At 69.4% G+C, this 15,539-nt stretch carries 19 protein-coding genes and 1 pseudogene; 12 read left to right on the forward strand and 8 right to left on the reverse strand.

The features are described 5' to 3' along the window. The first annotated feature begins 156 nt into the window (after nucleotides 1-156). From AB0H81_RS10040 to AB0H81_RS10050, 3 genes are all read left to right on the forward strand, one after another. Complete coding sequence (locus AB0H81_RS10040) at nucleotides 157-291, forward strand: hypothetical protein (protein ID WP_358371861.1); 135 nt, start codon at nucleotides 157-159, stop codon at nucleotides 289-291. Nucleotides 292-571: 280 nt separating this feature from the next. Next, nucleotides 572-1,339, forward strand: a complete 768-nt coding sequence (gene map / locus AB0H81_RS10045) for a type I methionyl aminopeptidase (protein WP_358371864.1) — start codon at nucleotides 572-574, stop codon at nucleotides 1,337-1,339. A gap of 23 nt (nucleotides 1,340-1,362) precedes the next feature. Continuing rightward, nucleotides 1,363-1,566, forward strand: coding sequence for a LuxR C-terminal-related transcriptional regulator (locus tag AB0H81_RS10050; protein ID WP_358371866.1), 204 nt, complete (start codon nucleotides 1,363-1,365; stop codon nucleotides 1,564-1,566). Between the two features lie 288 nt (nucleotides 1,567-1,854). Here AB0H81_RS10050 and AB0H81_RS10055 read toward each other — a convergent pair whose 3' ends face one another. From AB0H81_RS10055 to AB0H81_RS10065, 3 genes are all read right to left on the reverse strand, one after another. Continuing rightward, the gene (locus tag AB0H81_RS10055) at nucleotides 1,855-2,124 is read right to left on the reverse strand and encodes a helix-turn-helix domain-containing protein (RefSeq protein ID WP_358371869.1); all 270 of its coding nucleotides are present in this window, start codon (nucleotides 2,122-2,124) and stop codon (nucleotides 1,855-1,857) included. Nucleotides 2,125-2,317: 193 nt separating this feature from the next. Further along, on the reverse strand, nucleotides 2,318-2,545 hold the full coding sequence (locus AB0H81_RS10060) for a hypothetical protein (RefSeq protein ID WP_358371872.1): 228 nt from the start codon (nucleotides 2,543-2,545) through the stop codon (nucleotides 2,318-2,320). Between the two features lie 151 nt (nucleotides 2,546-2,696). Beyond that, entirely contained in the window at nucleotides 2,697-2,846 is a 150-nt protein-coding gene (locus tag AB0H81_RS10065; RefSeq protein WP_358371875.1) for a hypothetical protein, read from the reverse strand. Nucleotides 2,847-2,996: 150 nt separating this feature from the next. On the opposite strand from AB0H81_RS10065, the gene AB0H81_RS10070 reads away from it, so the two are divergent. Then, nucleotides 2,997-4,163 carry a hypothetical protein gene (locus tag AB0H81_RS10070; RefSeq protein WP_358371877.1) on the forward strand — a complete coding sequence of 389 codons (1,167 nt, stop codon included), beginning with the start codon at nucleotides 2,997-2,999 and terminating at the stop codon, nucleotides 4,161-4,163. A gap of 121 nt (nucleotides 4,164-4,284) precedes the next feature. After that, the gene (locus AB0H81_RS10075) at nucleotides 4,285-4,443 is read left to right on the forward strand and encodes a hypothetical protein (protein WP_358371880.1); all 159 of its coding nucleotides are present in this window, start codon (nucleotides 4,285-4,287) and stop codon (nucleotides 4,441-4,443) included. 210 nt (nucleotides 4,444-4,653) lie between these two features. On the opposite strand, the pseudogene AB0H81_RS10080 reads toward AB0H81_RS10075, so the two are convergent. Next, a pseudogene (locus AB0H81_RS10080) lies at nucleotides 4,654-4,900 on the reverse strand (VOC family protein); the annotation flags it as partial. A 165-nt stretch (nucleotides 4,901-5,065) separates the two neighbouring features. On the opposite strand from AB0H81_RS10080, the gene AB0H81_RS10085 reads away from it, so the two are divergent. Continuing rightward, nucleotides 5,066-5,224, forward strand: a complete 159-nt coding sequence (locus tag AB0H81_RS10085) for a hypothetical protein (protein WP_358371882.1) — start codon at nucleotides 5,066-5,068, stop codon at nucleotides 5,222-5,224. A gap of 835 nt (nucleotides 5,225-6,059) precedes the next feature. On the opposite strand, the gene AB0H81_RS10090 is transcribed toward AB0H81_RS10085, so the two are convergent. Together AB0H81_RS10090 and AB0H81_RS10095 are read right to left on the reverse strand one after the other, a co-directional pair. After that, on the reverse strand, nucleotides 6,060-6,989 hold the full coding sequence (locus AB0H81_RS10090; RefSeq protein WP_358371884.1) for a hypothetical protein: 930 nt from the start codon (nucleotides 6,987-6,989) through the stop codon (nucleotides 6,060-6,062). 426 nt (nucleotides 6,990-7,415) lie between these two features. Continuing rightward, nucleotides 7,416-8,018, reverse strand: a complete 603-nt coding sequence (locus tag AB0H81_RS10095) for a DsbA family protein (protein ID WP_358371913.1) — start codon at nucleotides 8,016-8,018, stop codon at nucleotides 7,416-7,418. A 236-nt stretch (nucleotides 8,019-8,254) separates the two neighbouring features. On the opposite strand from AB0H81_RS10095, the gene AB0H81_RS10100 reads away from it, so the two are divergent. Continuing rightward, the gene (locus AB0H81_RS10100; protein WP_358371887.1) at nucleotides 8,255-8,929 is read left to right on the forward strand and encodes a tyrosine-type recombinase/integrase; all 675 of its coding nucleotides are present in this window, start codon (nucleotides 8,255-8,257) and stop codon (nucleotides 8,927-8,929) included. A gap of 153 nt (nucleotides 8,930-9,082) precedes the next feature. Next, nucleotides 9,083-9,595 carry a hypothetical protein gene (locus AB0H81_RS10105; RefSeq protein WP_358371890.1) on the forward strand — a complete coding sequence of 171 codons (513 nt, stop codon included), beginning with the start codon at nucleotides 9,083-9,085 and terminating at the stop codon, nucleotides 9,593-9,595. Between the two features lie 43 nt (nucleotides 9,596-9,638). Here the strand turns inward: AB0H81_RS10105 and AB0H81_RS10110 are convergent, their stop codons facing one another. Both AB0H81_RS10110 and AB0H81_RS10115 read right to left on the reverse strand, forming a co-directional pair. Further along, nucleotides 9,639-10,097 carry a hypothetical protein gene (locus AB0H81_RS10110; RefSeq protein ID WP_358371893.1) on the reverse strand — a complete coding sequence of 153 codons (459 nt, stop codon included), beginning with the start codon at nucleotides 10,095-10,097 and terminating at the stop codon, nucleotides 9,639-9,641. 182 nt (nucleotides 10,098-10,279) lie between these two features. Further along, nucleotides 10,280-10,462: a hypothetical protein gene (locus AB0H81_RS10115; RefSeq protein ID WP_358371896.1), complete on the reverse strand. Its 183-nt coding sequence runs from the start codon at nucleotides 10,460-10,462 to the stop codon at nucleotides 10,280-10,282. A gap of 335 nt (nucleotides 10,463-10,797) precedes the next feature. On the opposite strand from AB0H81_RS10115, the gene AB0H81_RS10120 reads away from it, so the two are divergent. The 4 genes from AB0H81_RS10120 to AB0H81_RS10135 all read left to right on the forward strand — a co-directional run bounded on the left by AB0H81_RS10120 (nucleotide 10,798) and on the right by AB0H81_RS10135 (nucleotide 15,433). Beyond that, on the forward strand, nucleotides 10,798-11,583 hold the full coding sequence (locus tag AB0H81_RS10120) for a DUF4158 domain-containing protein (RefSeq protein WP_358371899.1): 786 nt from the start codon (nucleotides 10,798-10,800) through the stop codon (nucleotides 11,581-11,583). Nucleotides 11,584-12,453: 870 nt separating this feature from the next. Beyond that, entirely contained in the window at nucleotides 12,454-13,524 is a 1,071-nt protein-coding gene (locus tag AB0H81_RS10125) for a hypothetical protein (protein ID WP_358371900.1), read from the forward strand. Nucleotides 13,525-13,817: 293 nt separating this feature from the next. Beyond that, on the forward strand, nucleotides 13,818-14,642 hold the full coding sequence (locus AB0H81_RS10130; RefSeq protein ID WP_358371903.1) for a hypothetical protein: 825 nt from the start codon (nucleotides 13,818-13,820) through the stop codon (nucleotides 14,640-14,642). 365 nt (nucleotides 14,643-15,007) lie between these two features. Further along, nucleotides 15,008-15,433 carry a hypothetical protein gene (locus AB0H81_RS10135; protein WP_358371905.1) on the forward strand — a complete coding sequence of 142 codons (426 nt, stop codon included), beginning with the start codon at nucleotides 15,008-15,010 and terminating at the stop codon, nucleotides 15,431-15,433. The last annotated feature ends 106 nt before the right edge of the window (nucleotides 15,434-15,539 follow it).

The raw sequence follows: 15,539 nt of genomic DNA on the forward strand, positions 1-15,539 counted from the left end.
CGGCAGGCACAGCCGGCGGGGACATCGCACTGCGGGCAGGGGCGGCGCTTGGTGTGCGGCGGCATCTGTTCGCCCTCGCGGGCACCCCAGCCGGGCACAAGGACCGGGCCGAGCACTCATCACGGCTACGACCGGCGCTGCGACAGGTTGCCTCCCGTGCACATCCTGCTCGGCTCGGACGCGCTACGCCTGGTCACCGCCGGGCGCCAACGCGTCCAGGACGACTTCGACGCCTCGGAGGAACTCAGCCGCTCCACCGACTCCACCGAAGGCGGAGTAACAGTCGCCTGACACTGGACTCACCCGTCGCCGGTCCCCCGTCAGCCGACCGCGCCGGACTTCCCCTGCTCGCCGCGGGAACCGATCCCGAGGCCCACCTGCGCAGCGGCGCCTGGCGGTGAAGAAGGCCAGGGTCGGAGCCTCGCCGGTTTCGATCTTGCGCAAGGTCTCGGCGGAAACTCCTCCCGGCGCCGCGTAGGCGTTCCCACGGCGCCAACGAAGTCCCCACCGCGACCGTGATACTAATACCGGTATAAGTATTGGGTCCGATGAAGACGGGGAGTCACAGCGCATGGTGGAGATCAAGACCGATGCCGCGATGGACGCCATGCGGGAAGCCGGGCGCGTGGTCGCCCACGCGCTGGCCGCAGTGCGAGAAGCAGCCGGCGTAGGGGTGTCCTTGCGGGAACTCGACGAGGCGGCCCGCGCGGTTCTGGCCGAGGCAGGGGCCGATTCCCCCTTCCTCGGCTACCGCCCGCCTTTCGCCCCGGTCTCCTTCCCCGCCGTGATCTGCACCTCCATCAACGACGCCGTGTCGCACGGCATCCCCACCGGCTACCGGCTGCGAGACGGCGACCTGGTGAGCATCGACTGCGGCGCCCAGCTCGACGGCTGGGCCGGCGACGCGGCCATCACCTTCACCGTCGGAACTCCGCGCCCCGCAGACCTCGACCTGATCGACGCCACCCAACAAGCCCTCGACGCCGGCATCGCCGCCGCTCAGGTCGGCAGCCGCATCGGCGACATCTCCCACGCCATCGACACCGTCGCCCGCAAGGCGGCCTGCGGCATGCCCGCCGACTTCGGCGGCCACGGCATCGGCCGCCGCATGCACGAAGACCCTCACGTCCCCAACCGCGGACGCCCCGGCCGCGGCTTCCCCCTGCGCCACGGCCTGGTCCTCGCCATCGAACCCATGCTCATGGCCGGCGGGCAAGACACCTACCGCACCGGCGACGACGGCTGGACCCTGCGCACCACCGACGGCAGCCGGGCCGCCCACATCGAACACACCGTCGCCATCACCGACCAGGGCCCCCGCATCCTGACCCTGCCCTGACCTACGGTCTCGGTCCTGTCCAGGTGCCCGTACACCGCCGACTCCGGCACACCGAACATGTCAGCCTCATCGCCACCGGCCACCCCAACGGCGAGATCGCCCGCCACCTGGCCATCGCTCCGAAAACGGTCGCCAACCACATCTCCAGCATCTTCGCCAAGCTCCAGGTGGCCGACCGCGCCGCAGCCATCATCCGCGTCCGCGACCTCGACCTCGGCCGCCCCTGACCGGAGGTCTCCTTCCCCGCGGCGCCGCAGTCGAGTATGTGCACCGCCCCCGGTTCCTCACCAGGGCCGGAGGCTCGTCCAAAGATGGCGACCTGGATCGCGCACTTCTCCAACACCACCCGGCGGCACAGCACCAACGACGGCCCGGCGCCCATAACATCCGAGCGCCACATGATCGAGAAGAGGAAAGCTTCATCGGCCCTGCTGAGGACCGCTGTGGCAAACACCGTCTCCACGCTTCCAGGGGATTGACATCGCGGAATCCTCCGGTCTGCCGGCCGTAGCGAATCACGAGCGGGTCGCGGCGGCACCCCCTGGGGCCGATGAGCGCGAGAGGCCGGTCGGTACGTGACCGCCAGGCAGGGCGTAGGGCCGGTCGAGGAGGGCCAGACCGGTCTGGGTCGGATTGTGCAGGACGTTACCGTGATGCCGACGGGTCGTGATCAGCCCTGCTTCCCGCAGCACGGCAGTGTGCTGACTGACCGCCGCCGAGGAGATGCCCAGGCGGCGGGCCAGAGCGCCGGTGGTGGCCACACCGTCGGCGATGGCGGTGAGCACACCGACGCGCGGGTGCGCCCTAGGAGGTTGCCCAGCGCCCCCGCAGACGGCTCGCCCGTCCATACATGCGCGACCTGGCCGAGGCCGACCGCGGCAGGGTAGATCAGCATGCACTCGGCCGGATCGTTCGCGTCGTGCATCACCGCGGGGTTGCGCAGGAAGAAGGACGGCGTCAGCACCAGACCCCGTCCGTTCAAGGTGAAGTCACCGTCCACCGGATGGTCCGATGCAGGCTGGACAGGAGACCGTCGACACCACGGTCGAGCATGATCGTACCGCGCTGACCTCGTTCGGCGTCGAGGTGGGCGTGAATGCCTCTCCAATACGCGCCGACGGCGGCGTGGTGGTAGGCCGCCACGGTGGCCAGGACCGCGTGCCGGGCACTGAGGACGTCGGCAAGCCCGGCCAGCGCGGGCGGCACTCGGCCGTGGTAGCCGGCGTAGGAGTCCAGTTCCGCCCGGACGGCTTGGCGGGGACGGGCCAGGAAGGTCTCGGCGCTCTCGCGCAGGGCCCCGAACGTCGCCTCCTCTGCCCGACCGCGGCGACTACCCGGCGGGATCCCTCCCCGAGAGCTACTGCCGGGACTGGAAGTACGTGACGCCCAGCGGCGGCGCCGGCAGCGGCGGCTCCGTGAACCCGCCGTCGTCCGGCCCCGCGCCGGTGACCTCCGTCCACGGCCTGGCCGAAGGAACCGTCCTGGCCACCACGGACACGAGACGCATCTACAAGATCGTCGGCGGCGCCCCGGTCTGGCAGTCCACCTGCGCGGACGCATCTGCCTGCCCCAGTCCCGGCCGACGACGCAGGCCGTCATCGACGCCGGCCCGGCCACCCCGCGCAACGCCTCCACGGCGGTGGACCAGCGTGGCCGGGTGTACGTCTTCGTCGGCGGCGCCCCGCTGTGGCAGGAGAGCTGTGACGCCCCGGTGAGCTGCGGCACTCCGGTCAAGGTGCCGAACTGGTCAATCGACGCCCGCGACCACATGAACCGAGTGCCGGCGGACGGCAACCTGGTCCAGACCAAGGCCGGGACCGTCGACCTGCCGGTGGCGATGACGGTCGGCGGCGCGCTGATCCCCTTCGCCAGCCCACAGGAGGTGATCGACGTCGGCCAGGGCGGCGACTGGGGGCAGCGAGTCGTCGCGATCAGCGCGGGCAGCTACAACCTGCTCGGGTTCAGCCCCGCCGACGGCACGCTCGTGCACGGCACCGGTGGCGGCGTGTCCGGGCCCGTGGCCATGGCGGTGGGCGGCGCGTTCATCCCGTTCGCCAACGTGCAGGAACTGATCGACGTGGGCCAGGGCGACAACTGGGCCTCCAGGGTCCGCGCCATCCCCCTGCGGGCCTTCGACGCCCATCCCCGCGTCCCGTCGGACTCGGTCCTGTTCCAGGGAACCGGCGGCGGCGCGTCCGCCCCCGTGGCGGCGCTCGTCGGCGGCGCTCGGGTCAACTTCGCCAGCCCCCAGGAGATCATCGATTCCGGGTACGGCACCGACTGGCTGTCCAAGGTGCGGGCCATTCCCCTGCGAGCCTTCAGCGAGATCCGCGACGACCTGCCGATCGACGGCACGCTGGTACAGGCCCAGGGCACGCCGGTGGCAGCCGTCATCGGCAACGCCCGGGTGAACTTCGCCAACCCCCAGGAGGTGGTCGACAGCGGCTACAGCGCCGACTGGCAGCCGCTGGTGCGGATCATCCCCGCTCGCGTGTTCAACGCGATGCCGACCAAGATCGCGGACGGTACGCGGCTCAGGAAGGCGGGCTCGTCCAGCCAGAGCGGGATCATCGGCGGCGCGCGAGTGGACTTCCACAGCATGGCCGAGTTGGAGGCGGCCGGATACGGCCCGAGACCGACGCAGACCGTGCCGGCCCGCGTCTGGGACGGCCTGACCACCCGCATCGCCGACGGCACCTACGTCAAGTCGCCGGACTCGGCCCAGGTGTGGCTGGTCAGCGGCGGGAGCAGGACGCCGGCGAGCCAGTCGAGCGGGGTGCAGGTGATCCCCGCGCGCGTCCTGGAGGCGATCCCGCCGGCCTGACGCCGACCGCCTGACGCGCCCGGTCCCGCCCAGGGGCCGGGCGTGTCCGCGCGATCGAACACACGCGCCGTACTGCTGGCCGGCCTTGCCCTCATCACAGCGGCGCTCGCGCTGTTCGTCGGTGACCAGCACATCTGTCGCGTATCCGCCGTTCACGGGGGCGCGGGTCTTCGAGAACTTCAGCATCCTCACTCCGTCGGCCCAGCAGGAGGACGCCGTCATCGCCATGCTGGACCAGGTCGTCGCCTGGGGCCGCGCCCTGCGGCCCCTGCGCAAGTAGGCGTTCCCGAAGAGGGTCGCCGGGCCCCTCCCTCTCGATGACGCCAGCTCGGTGCTCTACGGCTCGCGGTTGTTGCTGGCGGATGGGCGAAGCCCATGCTTTCTTGGTTTGAAGACGGGTCTGTGATTTATTCTCAGCAACCGCCTTTACTTTGTAGATCATATGGCTGCCGCCACCCTCGGCAGCCGATCGGCCGCGTCAGCCACGTCCGAGGACGCAGAACTCGTCGCCCTCCGGGTCGGCCAGCACCTTCCACGGGGCATCGCCCTGGCCCACGTCGGCGGGCGTTACACCGAGCTCCTGCAGGTGCGCGACCAGCTCAGCCTGATGGATGGCAGAGGTGGTGGCGAGGTCGATGCACGCGGTACTTCACCGTTTCGGGGTCTGGGACGGTGACGAGACCGACGTAGAAGGCGTTGGGCTCCGGCCAGGCGAAGCCTTCGGGTTCGAGGTTGGTTCCTCACCTTTGACGTCACCGCCGCCTGCGCCTGACCGTCCGCTACTCGCGCCTCGGGTACTCCCCTCCCCCGAACCCGCCGCCCCGCCACCCGACATCTCCATCAACGACATGCCATCCCGGCGCGCCTGACTCCCCCGCTCCTCAAGGATTCACCAGCTCACGGTGATCGGTGAGTTTCACGAGAGTGGGGCCCATCCCGGCGCCTGGCCGGCCCCGGACGGCACGGTGCACGACGCAGTCGCGTACGCCATCCTGCGCCGCGACTGGCAGTCCGGCACCGTGCCCCTCCCCCAGTGGGACGACGAGCCCGCGCTGCCCTGAACGAGCGCCCCTCCACTCCCCGCTCCCCGGACGGCACGGCGAGGCCCTGTCACGGCGGGGCCGGATCACAGCGGGGCCGCCGCCGGCCTGGCGCAGCAGCCGGCGCTCGCGCTCGACCACCGCGTCGATCGCCGGCCGCCCCTCCTGCGTGAGCCGCATGGAGCGTGGATGCGAAGAACCCCCGGCCGAGGGAAAGGGGATGGGCCACCCCGCACCCCCGGCGCCCCGGGGGCTCCCGTGATCATCAACCGTTGCAGCGGCCCGCTCCTCAATCGCGTGTAGTCAGGAGGCTCGAACCATGCGTTCTGCTCGATTCCCGGCCGTGCTCGCCCGCGCAAAAGTCATGGCGCTCTGCGCCGCGCTGGCCGCCGCCCTCACCGTGCCCGTCCTCGCCGCCGCTCCCGCGCACGCCCAAGAACCGGCGGTTGCTGTGTGTGCGGACGCCGACAACGAGATCGACGTCAACTTCACCTCCGGCCACGCCCACGCCAACGCGACCGTGTGGAACGACTGCGCCTCGGTCGACTTCCCCACGCTCGTCATCGGCCGGGTCCAGCCCAGCGGTGTACCTACACCGGCCCTCTGTCCACCGGCATGGTCGCCTCGCCGTGGAAAGCACCATCGGCCAGGTCCTGGCCGGCACCGGCTCACGGGTCTGCCCCAACACCAACCAATGCACCTAGTACAACACCCTCAATGTCCAACTTGAGAATATTCCCGTCATTCTCGCCTAGGGTTCGCCACCGCTCGCAGATGGTCACGGTCGGTTCGGTGCACACCGCGCGTACCGGGCACAGCAGACGAAGAGCGAGATTCTGCGTGCCCGCCAGGGGCGTCACAACCAGCCGCGGTCCCTGGCCAGCAGAGCGGCCTGGAAGCGGGTGCTCGCACCGAGGCGGGCCATCAGATCGGCGACGTGGGCACGGAACTTGCGGACCGAGACGTTGATCGAACGGGCTGCCGCCTCGTCGGTGTCATGGCTGGTCAGCGCATGCAGGACCCGCTGTTCGACAGGGGACAGCGGCAGGTCGTCCAGGTCACGGGCGCGTGCCCACATGCCCTCGAAGACCTCCGCCAGCATCGCCACCGCGCCAGGTTGGCGGATCTGCAGCGCGCCTGCCTTCGGGTCAGCGGGATCGGCCTGGACGAACGCGACCGACCGGTTGACGACGGCCAGGTGCCGGAACGGCTCGGTGGTGACCCGGTGCAGGTCCCCCAGCGTGTGCCAGAACCGCGCGTACGGCTTCTGCTCGGGGTCCTCCAGGGCCTGCGCTGAGAACAGGGTGCGGCTGCGAAGACCGGCGGCCAGGAAGCCTTTGAACGGAGCGGCGGCGTACTCGGTCCCGCGGTACAGTGCCCGTTCCTTCATGTGCACGAACTCGCCCGGATCGTCGCCCAGCATCGCATACATGCGCCGGGTCACGGTCGGCCCGTCCGTCAGGTGCTCGACCATCTGCACATGCCGGCCGCTGCGATGCTCCTCCGTCAGTTCCTTGAGCACGTCCCAGACGACGGTCAGCTCGGTGAGCTGCCGCTGGGTCTGCTCCACCCGCCGCCGCACCAGCAGGTCCACGGCGGCGGTCGGGGTCACCACGGTCAGCGCCTCGTCCACCAGTCTCAGCGCGCGCAGCTCGGCGGCCACGCCGCGCCCGTCGGCCATGCCGAGCTCCACGCCGGCCGCATCCAGGTTGGCATGCGGTTTGCGCAGCAGGTAGCGGTAGAGGCGTTCCTGCTCTGTGGTCAGCCCGAGGCTGGCCAGGCTCATCATCACTCCTAGGTTTCGTGCTCAGCCCAGCAGCAGCTGCGGGTTGGCGATACACGTCGCCGCCGGCGGAGCCGTGCCTCCGGAGAACCTGCGAGGACGGCGATCCGCTTAAGGATCCGGTCGGGGGTGTTGACCGTGGCTTCTGGTTCCGACGCCCGGCATCGGAAGCTGCGGATTGAGCGCACCTGGCCTTGGGCGCTCAGGCGTTCGTCCTCGCCTGCCAGCGCCTTACCTGCCTACCGGCCCTCGCCTCGGGGATCAGACGGGGACACTCCCCAGGCCCGTGGAACCTGGTGCACAACAATCGACCCGCGGCACCGACATGCCGACGATCACGGTGAAGTACAGGGCCGACGTCGCGAAGAATGTGCCGTCGCCGATGGAGCTGCTCAACTCGGCGAGCCCGAGCGTGCGCTCGGAGGCTCATCAGTCCACTTGTGGCGAACGGGTACGACCGCGCTTGAGCTCGAAGAACCCGTCGGTCGCCGTAGTAAGGAGGATTCCGTCCCACAGCCGTCCCGCCGCCTCGCCGCGGGGCGCCGGGGTTACCACCGGCCCGAAGAAGGCGTTCACCGACCCGTCCGGGGTGGGGACGTGGATCACCGGTGTGCCGAGGTTCTCCCCGACAGGGTCCAGGCCCGCGCGGTGACTGGCGAGGAGCGCCTCGTCGTACTCTGCGGAGTCGGCGGCATCCGCCAGCCGTTCGGGCAGTCCCACCGCGACCAGCGCTTTCGTGAAGAGCTCCCGGCCGATAGGCATCTTGGCGTGATGGATCAAGTTGCCGAGTGCCGTGTAGAGATCACGGAGCACGCCGTTACCAAAGGCCTGCTCAGCTGCGATCGCAACCCGCACAGGAGCGCGGGTGTCACCCAGCCACTCCCGATACCAGTCCTCCAGATCATCGCGACGCTCGTTCAGAATGGCCAAGCTCATCACATGGAACCGGGTCTGAACGTCGCGAACCTGCTCCACCTCGAGCAGCCAGCGAGAGGCGTTCCACGCCCAAGGGCATTTCGGGTCGAACCACATGTCTATCTGCACAGCGGCATTCAATCTCAGCGCATTGACCCTAGAGAAGAGCCGATTCCTGGCAATCTGATTGGGCCAACCGCCACGCCCGCTGGTGCGCGACCACAGAGCTTGCCAGGCCCAGTCAGCCCGTGTCCACGAGATACTCATCCACGCGGTGGCGGAACCCGGGCAGTTGCTGGCCTCGGCTGCGGTGTCCCGCTCGACTCTGCCCCGACGTCATCGAGAACAACCCGATGGACCGGATCGACACCGTCAAGGTCCCGAAGGCCCTGCCCCGCCCGGCCGCGGCCGCCGACGTCGCCAAGGTCTTGGCCGCGATTTGCTCGCGGCGGCCGCGCAAGGACCTGCCACTGGACCGGCTGCGCGACCGGGTGCTGTTCGAGACCGCCTACGTCTGTGGCGCCCGCACCTCCGAAGTGTGCGGTCTCTACATGGAGGATCTCGATCTGCGCCTGGACGACGAACATGTCCGCATCCACGGCAAGGGCGGCAGCGTACGCACCGTCCTGCTGGACGACCGCGGCTACGTCACCCTGCTCAAGCTCTACCTGGCCCGCACCGGCTACACCGCCGGGCCGCTGTTCCGGGCCAGCATCAACGGCCGCGGCGGACCGCTGTCCTACGACGCCGCCCACCACCGCTGGCAGACCTACTGCACCGCCGCACGCGTCGAGATCGACATCCATCAGCTGCGCCACGCCTACGCCACCGAACTCATCAACGCCGGCGTCTCCATCGAGGCCGTCCGCCGCCGCCTCGGCCACGCCTCCACCGAAACCACCCAGCTGTACGCGCTGCTCAACGACAAGGTCGCCGACGCCGAGATCCGCGCCGCACGCCGACGCCGGACCAGGCAACGAGCTAAGGAAGCTTCGCAACCAAGAACAGCTTCAGCTCTCTGCACTTAAGATCCTTCTCAGCGCCAACGGCTGTCCGCCGGTTCCTCAACCCCGGGACCCTCCCCGTAGTGGTCGAGCGCGGAATCGCGGGCGTCCTCGGCATCATGTGGATAGCCGGCTGGGTGAAGCCTTCCTCCCCGCTCGTCACGGGGATGGTCGTGGGTGAACCGTTCGGTCCCCCTCATCATGCCGATCTGCCTGGGCCTCGGCGTCTTCGTGCTGGTCTACAGCGCCTCGTTGTATCGCAGGGTCAACTCGCCGCGAACGGCCTCCGCCACGGACCAGATCGTCCAGCGAACGGTCTGCGCGGCTCTCCTCCTGGTCCTGCTGTTGTGGTCGGTCACGGTCTACGCGCAGGGGCGGGGACGGGAGGCGGCCGAGCAGTTCCGGGCGCACCCGGAATGGCTACGGAGCACGGTGGTCTATGCGGCGCGGCGTCTGTACCTGGAGGGCCCCGGGATCAGGGAGACCACGCTGACGGACACGAACGCGATGTTCCGCTACCGATACACCGGCCTGCGTCTGCTGATCCATTCGAACCGGCGGTATTTTCTCCTGCCCGCCTGCTGGGCGACGAGCCCATGGGCCCGGGCGATAGCCCTTCCTGCCGACGACTCGCTGCGACTCGAGTTCTCCATGTACCGGGTGCCGCCGGAATGCCCACCTGGGCGATAAGGACATCGCATGGCCTGGCCGACCGCTCGACGGCACGGACCGCTCAGGCCATGGCCGAGATCTCGATACGGGTGTGGTCGGTGGAGGCCACCAGGCAGGGAAGCACGACGTTCCCCCGCTCCAGGCGTTCCCCCATGGACGCGGTAAGCCGGGCCGTGCGCTCGATCTCGTACGAGTTGCCGCTCTGAGGGGTCACGCGAAGCCGCAGCAGCCAGATGTAGCGGCCGTTGAGCTTGTTGGACGTCTCCTCGGCCTTGAGTACCTCCGCATCGCAGTGCAGCGCGGCCGCGCGCTCCTTCGGCGTGAAGGTCTGCAGCATGGCGGATTCCATGCTCGCGAACGAGAGGGAGCCCATGCCCAGCACCCCGGCGCCCAGGAAGAGGAACGTCGCGCTGACGTACGCCCCGACGCGGGTGTGCGGCTTCCGCCTCAGAACGAGGAACAGCACCGTGCCCACGATCAATGCGATCACGGCGAGTGTCCCGAAGACGATCGATGCCATCCTTCTTCCTCACGCTGAGGGGCGGAGCCTGCCGCGCCGGCCCTGTCTGTTCCGATGCCGGTAGTGGATCAGGGGTCGCTTGCGTGGCAACTGCAGCCCGCATGATCGCGCAGCTGCAGGAAATCGGACCGTCTGCATGCCCCCGCGGCCTGCCCCGCGCCGAACGGCTCGGACGGCCGCGATCACGCCGAGACGAACGGCTCCGTCAGGTGCGGTGTCGCCAGATGCAGCGTCGTGGCGGTGTCGCGGGCGAGCATGCATTCCCTTGAGTCCCTGGCCGCCTCAGGGTCGATCTCGTGCGAGTAGGCGAGCTCGGGGTGGAGCAGCTGGAGCGCGTGCACCAGGAGGTCACCGGTGACGAGCACCAGCTCGTGCCGCTGGTCTAAGCGTCGCCGTCCACCGTGCCGCCCGCTGATGGGACGGCCGCCTCGGTCACGACCGCCCATCCGACGTGGTCGGTGTGCAGATGCGTGAGCACCACGGTGTCGGCGGTCAGAGAGATTTGGAACGGAATCCGGCGTTAACGGGGTTCCCGCTGGTCAGCGAGCCAAGCGTTTCCCTGCCTCCGAACGCGGCCCGCGCCGGATTCCGTTCGGTTTCGCAGCGCGCAATTGATCTACCTGCGGTCACGTTAAGTAGCACTTGGTAACGGTTGTGTTGTTCTGATGACGCTGTGTCTGTTGGGTCATACGTTGCATGCATGCCTGTCGACTTCCTGAGCGACTCAGAAGCGGCGAAGTACGGCCGTTACGGCGGTCCGCCCTCCCGGGCAGAGATGGAGAAGATCTTCTTCCTCGACAACGAGGACATGGCCCTCATCAAGGGACATCGCGGCCGGCACATCCGATGCGGCTTCGCCCTCCAGCTCGTGACCGTTCGTTACCTGGGGTGCTTCCTGGCCGACCCGCTGGAGGTGCCGAACGAGGTCCTGAACGTCGTCGCCGCCCAACTGGGGATCGAGGATCCGTCCTGCGTGAAGCGTTACACCGAGCGGGACAAGACACGGCTGGAACACACCTGGGAGATCGCCAAGGCGTTCGGTCTGAAGGACTTCGCCTCGGCCGAGACCGAGCTGGCGGGCAAGGTACGGGCGCACGCCTGGAACACCGGCGACGGCCCGACCGCGCTGTTCCAGTACGCGGTGCGCTGGCTGCGGCAGAACGACGTGCTGCTGCCCGGGATCAGCACGCTGACCCGGCTGGTGGCGCGCGAGCGGGAACGCGCCACGCGGGAGCTGCCGACACCCTGGCCGCGCTGCTCAGCGCGCAGCAGCGGGCGGTGCTGGACCCGCTGCTGGAGGTGCCGCCGGGCAAGAAGGTCTCGGATCTGGAGCGCTGGCGGACCGGCCCGTCCAAGGCGTCCGGGCCGCAGATCGTCAAGTCGCTGGACCTGGTCGCCGAGATCGGCGGCACCGGGCTGGGCCGGCTGGAGCTGGACGCCGCGGTGCCGCAGCGGCGGCTGGATGAACTGGCCCGCTACGGCCTGACCGCGCACTCCGCGCAGCTGAAGAAGCACCCCGCCTCGCGGCGCCTGGCCACCCTGCTGGCCACCGTGCAGCGGCTGGAGACCAAGACCATCGACCACACGCTAGAGCTGCTGGACCTGCTCATGGTGACCGAGCTACTCGGCAAGGCGCACCGGGAGGCCGACAAGCAGAAGGTCGTCAAGCATCCGCGGCCGGCCAAGGCCTCGGCCTGGCTGGCCCAAGCGGTGGAGGTGCTGCTGGAGGCCGAGACGTGGAGCGAGGACGTGCGGTTGTTCGAGGTGTGGGAGATGATCGACGCGGTCGTGCCCCACGCTCAGCTGCGCTCGGCGGTGGCCACCGTGACCGGGCTGGTGCCGCCGCCGGACGCCGAGGACGACGGCGGCTGGCGGGCGGAGATGGCGAGCAAGTACGCGACCGTGTCCGGCTTCGTGAAGCTGCTGACCGCGGTGATCGCGTTCGAGGCCAACGCCGAGGGCCGGCAGGTGCTGGCCGCCATGCAAGCCCTGCCGGACGCGCTGGCCTACCGCTCGCGCCACCATCCGGTCACGGTGCTGCCGCTGCGGCTGATCGACTCGCTGGTGGTGAGTGGACCGTGGAGGCGGCTGGTGTTCGGCCATCCGGCCCGCACGGACGGGCTTGTCGATCGCAACGCGTACGTGTTCTGCGTGCTGGAGCAGTTCCACCGCCACCTCAAACGCCGAGATCCACGCGCCCGCCTCCAGCCGGTGGCGCGACCCGGACGCCCAGCTGCTGAAGGGCGCGGCGTGGACGGCGGTCAAGGACAGCGCGCTGACCGACCTGGGCCTGCCCGAAGACCCCGCGGAGCTGCTGGCCGAGCACGCCGAGCGGCTGGATCGTGCCTACCGGGTGGTGCGGGCCGGGCTGGCCGCGAACACGTCCGTCAGCATCGACGACGAAGGCAAGATCCACGTCGCGAGCGTGAAGGCGATCGATGAGCCGCCGTCCCTGATCGACCTGCGCAGGCGGGTGGAGGCGATGATGCCGCGGGTGGACATCTCCGAGGCGGTCGTGGAGGTGCTGGGCTGGTGCCCGAAGTTCATGGAGGCCTTCACCTCGATTGCCGGCACCGGCCCGCACCCGGACAACCTGGACATCTCGGTGGCGGCGTGCCTGACCGCGCAGGCGCTGAACATCACCTATGGGCCGATCGCGGTCAAGGGCGTGCCCGCGCTGGAGCGGCACCCTGCGCGCCTACAACTGCGCGACTCCCGCTGGCTCTTCCCTGACCGCCGAGCGGGCCAGCACTGCCGCCTCGATCATCTGTCCGCTCTCCTCAACGAGATCGGCCGAGGTTGTCCCTCCATCTCCCGATCTGTCACGCTTTCAGATATGAGCGCTCTGCTCGCGCAGTTACCTGCCCTGATCGGTGTCATCGTTGGCGCACTAGCGACGCTCCTCACCACCAGGGCGATGGATCGAGCGCGCTGGAAACAGACGCTATCGATCCGCTGGGACGATCATCGACTGCGGGCCTACATGGACTACGCCAGCGCGATCAAGGAGCAGCATGCGCTCGCCTTGCGCATAGCGGCCGCACAACATCCCAGCTCCACGACTGAGCCGTTCGACTGGGAGGAGGTCAAGCCGCTGCTGGAGCAAGCGGAAACCAATCGAACGAAGAAGTGGGAAGGAGTGTTGCTGCTCGGCGACGCGGCCACGATTGAGACGGCACGGGAGTGGCGGGCCAGCGTAACCTCGATCGGGCATTTCGCAGATGGTAGAAGCAAAGATTGGGAGCGCTGGGAGTCGACGGTTCGGCGCGTGGACGAGGCACGTGACGAGTTCTACCGCGCAGCGCGGGCGAGCCTGTCTCTTGGTGGCGGCGACGTCGCCCAGGCAGAGTGGCTCGGATCGAAATGGATCCCCCATGCCGCCCTCGACAAAACTACTCGAGCGGAAGGCAACCAGGACATGCACTGAGTCCGGCTTAGCTCTTCCGGGGGTGCCACCGGAAGAGGCCCGGCGCTCGGGTCGGTGCCACTAGGGGCAAGGTAGCTCAGAGTGAGGGATGCCCCGACAGAACGTGAGCTCTGTCGGGTCTCCCCAATCGCATTCGCCCAGGTCGGGGTGCCGTTAACCAACGTGACGCCAGCCGCCACCCCGGCGCTGCCCGGCAGAATCGACCGGAGTTGTCGGATCCTGGCCATGTTGCTCGTAGCTGGGGTGAGGAGCCGCCCACCAGGGCCCTGCCACGACTAAGGGAGATGCAAACGATGCCGCACCCTCAGGCCAAGGTCCACCGCATGTTCGAGCTCGTCGAGCCGATCGCCACCGTCACCTTCTCCGAGGTGGTGAACGAGGCGTTCCTGGCCCTCGGTATGCGCGACTACTGGGACGGGTATTTCGCGGGCCGGGCCGCGCCGCTGGGGCTGGTACCCGCCGGGGTGGTGCACGCGATCTTCTACAACTTCGCCGACGGCGAGGTGGCGCGCCACATCCCCTGGGTATGGGGCAAGATCACCCCCCAGGAGGCGATCGCCGTACGCGAGCGGAGCAGCGCCGCCGCCCTGCGGCAAAGGATCGGGGAGCTCGCCGGCTCCCCCGGTCTGGTGCGGGTCGCCGACCTCGCCACCCGAGCAGCGCTCAGCGCGCCGACTGAGGGCCGAGCGCTGTACGCCGGGCTCCGGGCGCTCGACGTGCCCGAGGAGCCGGTGGCCAAGCTCTGGCACGCGGCGACGCTCCTGCGAGAACACCGCGGGGACGGCCACAACGCCGCCCTCCTCGCCCACGGCATCGGCGGCACCGAGTCCCACGTCCTCATGGCTCTTTCCCTCGGGATGAGGGCGGAGGAGTTCGGTCGGATCCACCACCTGCCCAAGGCACAGCTGGCCGCTGTCGTCGACGGGCTGCGCGGCCGCGGCCTCGTGGACGCCGCCGGCGGGTTCACCGACGCCGGCCGGGAGACCAAGCAGCGGATCGAGGCGCTCACCGATGAGCTGGGTGCGCCGGCATACGACGTGCTCAGTGCGGACGAGCTCGACGAGCTGGTCGCGGGGCTCGAACCGATCGCCGCCGCGGCACACGCCGTCGACCAGTGAGCGGGCGCATCTCCGAGCCCGCCCCGACAGGCCGATCGACGACACGGGACCACGGGGCAGCCGTGGTCCCGTGTCACCCTCGGGCCTCAGCCCAGGCCCCCATGCTGCTGGTGCATGCACCGTGCACGGCTCGCGCGCGCCTGCACCGAGGGGCCGTGCACGGTGCACATGCACGATCCGGGAGTTTCGGGAGTCTCGACGCGCGGGCGCGGGCGCGCGGCGGGTGGTCCGGCCGGGCGTCGACACGGATGGCTTCAGGGCAGGGGCGCGGGCTGCCGCTGCTGCCGGCACAGGCAACAACGTCTGCGTCCCGTGGCCCCACCAGCCCTGTTTACTTTATGTAGTCTTCTAATTACTATCCGAATATGGATCGGATCACCCCCGCGGCCGTGGCCGCCGCCGCCGCCCTGCTCCCCCTGATCGCCGCGGTTCCTCCCGCCGTGGCCGCCGCCGCGTCCCCGACGCCCAGCGGCTCCGTCAAGGCGTATGAAATCTCCCAGGTCGGCCCGTACGAGGTGCAGGTGGGCGAATCAATCCGCTGCCTGTCCAACGACACCGTCACCTTGCAGATCTCGGTGCATCAGACCGTGAGCGCGCCCGACCAGCCCGCACCCTCGGGCCACACCACGGTCCAGACAGCGTGCACCCCCAGCATCGAGCGCCGGGCGTTCCGCGTGCCCATCACGAACGACGGGCCGCTCACTCCCCAGGCGGCCGTCGTCCTCACCGCGATGTACAACAGCGCGGGCACCAAGATCCACGACGACTCGATCATCTTGCCGCTCGGCTGACCGGCGCGCCCCGGCGCGGCCGGGAACACGTTCACGGGACCACGGGCAGGCCCGTGGTCCCGTGGCCTGTGCGGCACGACGGCCTCCCGCGAGCCCCCTGGCGGCC

It is taken from the genome of Nonomuraea sp. NPDC050691 (genome assembly GCF_040654455.1).
Classification (GTDB): Bacteria; Actinomycetota; Actinomycetes; order Streptosporangiales; family Streptosporangiaceae; genus Nonomuraea.

Bases quoted from the DNA above. Each gene is read 5' to 3' on its own strand.
- map (WP_358371864.1), top strand. From the start codon at position 572: ATGGTGGAGATCAAGACCGATGCCGCGATGGACGCCATGCGGGAAGCC.
- AB0H81_RS10065 (WP_358371875.1), bottom strand. From the start codon at position 2,846: ATGCGTCTCGTGTCCGTGGTGGCCAGGACGGTTCCTTCGGCCAGGCCG.
- AB0H81_RS10090 (WP_358371884.1), bottom strand. From the start codon at position 6,989: ATGAGCCTGGCCAGCCTCGGGCTGACCACAGAGCAGGAACGCCTCTAC.
- AB0H81_RS10095 (WP_358371913.1), bottom strand. From the start codon at position 8,018: ATGTGGTTCGACCCGAAATGCCCTTGGGCGTGGAACGCCTCTCGCTGG.
- AB0H81_RS10100 (WP_358371887.1), top strand. From the start codon at position 8,255: ATGGACCGGATCGACACCGTCAAGGTCCCGAAGGCCCTGCCCCGCCCG.
- AB0H81_RS10110 (WP_358371893.1), bottom strand. From the start codon at position 10,097: ATGGCATCGATCGTCTTCGGGACACTCGCCGTGATCGCATTGATCGTG.
- AB0H81_RS10120 (WP_358371899.1), top strand. From the start codon at position 10,798: ATGCCTGTCGACTTCCTGAGCGACTCAGAAGCGGCGAAGTACGGCCGT.
- AB0H81_RS10130 (WP_358371903.1), top strand. From the start codon at position 13,818: ATGCCGCACCCTCAGGCCAAGGTCCACCGCATGTTCGAGCTCGTCGAG.
- AB0H81_RS10135 (WP_358371905.1), top strand. From the start codon at position 15,008: ATGGATCGGATCACCCCCGCGGCCGTGGCCGCCGCCGCCGCCCTGCTC.